This is a genomic window from Bacillus sp. ISO11, assembly GCF_003458115.1.
Classification (GTDB): domain Bacteria; phylum Bacillota; class Bacilli; order Bacillales; family Bacillaceae_G; genus Bacillus_A; species Bacillus_A cereus.
Genome location: NZ_QXCO01000077.1, coordinates 1 through 1,787, shown reverse-complemented (window position 1 = coordinate 1,787; position 1,787 = coordinate 1). Strand labels below are relative to the sequence as shown.

Below are 1,787 nucleotides of genomic sequence, written 5' to 3'. Positions count from 1 at the left end.
CAAATTTTTGTTTTTGATATTTTTCAGGGCTAATCTTCGCTTTAAAATCCTCTGATAAAATTTCTGTACTATACCATAAATTAACACTCCAAGGGAATATCTCTGCATCTAGAAACTTCTCTTGATGAAACCATGGATATCCTGAGAATACTTCATCTGCGGATTCGCCTGAAAGTGCAACTGTTGCATCTTTTTTCATTTCCTTAAATAACAAATAAAGAGACGTTTCTAGTTCTCCAACTCCAGGTAGATCACGCGCTCGCATTGGGGTTAATAAATGCTCTATTAAACTATCTGATCCTAACTCTATAGAATGATGCTTTGTTCCTACAAATTCAGCCACACGTTTCACCCAAGGTTCATCACGATCAAAACGAAGGAAGTCTTGCTCAAAGTCTTTTTCATCATTGATGAAATCCAGGGAATATGTATGAAGACGTTCCCCTTTATTCCCAAATTCGTTTCCTGCTAAACCTGTTAAACCACTGGAATCTAAACCTCCGGAAAGCATAGATACCACTGGTTTATCAGCAATTAACTGACGTTTTACCGTATCTTGTAAAACGGAACGGATTGTTTCAACTGTTGTATCAATATCATCTACATGTTTTTTACTTTCAAGTTTCCAATACTGTGTCGTAGTCGAGCCATTAGAGGTAAACGTCATGTAATGCCCAGCACGCACTTCATGTATATCCTTGAAAATAGCATGACCAGGAGTACGTGTTGGTCCAAGACAAAATATTTCAGAAAGTCCTTCTTTATCTACCTCTGCATCTACAAGCGGATGCGAAAGTAAAACTTTTAACTCTGAACCAAAGAGAATTGCGCTTCCCCTTTGAGCGAAAAATAAAGGCTTCACACCTAGATGATCACGACCAAGCATCAATTTCCCAAATCTTTCATCCCAAATACCAAAAGCAAAAATCCCATTTAAGTGTTGAACACAATCTTCTTGCCACTCTAAGTAAGCATGTAGTAACACCTCTGTATCTGACTTGGTCTGAAATTTATGACCTTTCTCCTCAAGTTCTTTACGTAATTCTTGATAGTTATAAATTTCTCCATTGAACGTAAGGCCAATCGTATCATTTCCATCTTTATACAGCATAGGTTGAAGGCCACCTTCAGGATCAATGACGATGAGACGTCGATGACCTAATGCCGCTCGTTTTGAAAACCAATGCCCCTCTGCATCAGGCCCTCGGTGAATGATAGCATCTGTCATTTTTTTTAACGTTTCTTGTTCATGAGACAGGTCTTTAGACCAGTCTATCCACCCTGCAATTCCACACATAGTGTCTACCTTCTCTCAAATAGTATAGAAACCGACTGAAATCAAATATCAGTCGGTTTTCCGTAAAAAAATCCGACTAAAACCATCTTTTAGTCATGTTTATATAATAAAATGAATTGAATAAAAAATCAAATAATTCAATCGAGAAAGAAGTCACTGTCCCCTTTCATTTGAATTCTCATCGTCCGATTATAAAAATTATTACCTCAAACTTTCACCTTTATCCCTAGGTTATAAAGATGCATTCTATTATAGTTATATACTAGAAATAAAAATGGTGTATGTTATTCTATAAGAAACAAATAGAGGAATTTCTATTAGGAGTTACAAAATTACAAATGAACTGATACAGAATGTAAAGACAGAAAACTTCGCTAAATATTTCAAGGATAGGGTGTAGACAATGATCAAATTAGAAAAAGAAAATAAAAAAATGAAAATCATTCAATCTGCCACAATACTGTTCTCTACGCGTGGTGTCCGTAACACA

1 protein-coding gene and 1 pseudogene are annotated in these 1,787 nt (G+C 36.1%); one reads left to right on the top strand and one right to left on the bottom strand.

All coding sequences use genetic code 11. The annotated features are described in order from the left end of the window. The coding region (gene asnB, locus D1166_RS30815) for an asparagine synthase (glutamine-hydrolyzing) (protein WP_118043547.1) at positions 1–1,297 on the bottom strand (1,297 nt) is incomplete at its 3' end. Positions 1,298–1,700: 403 nt separating this feature from the next. Here asnB and D1166_RS30810 point away from each other — a divergent pair. Beyond that, positions 1,701–1,787: pseudogene (locus D1166_RS30810) on the top strand (TetR/AcrR family transcriptional regulator); the annotation flags it as partial.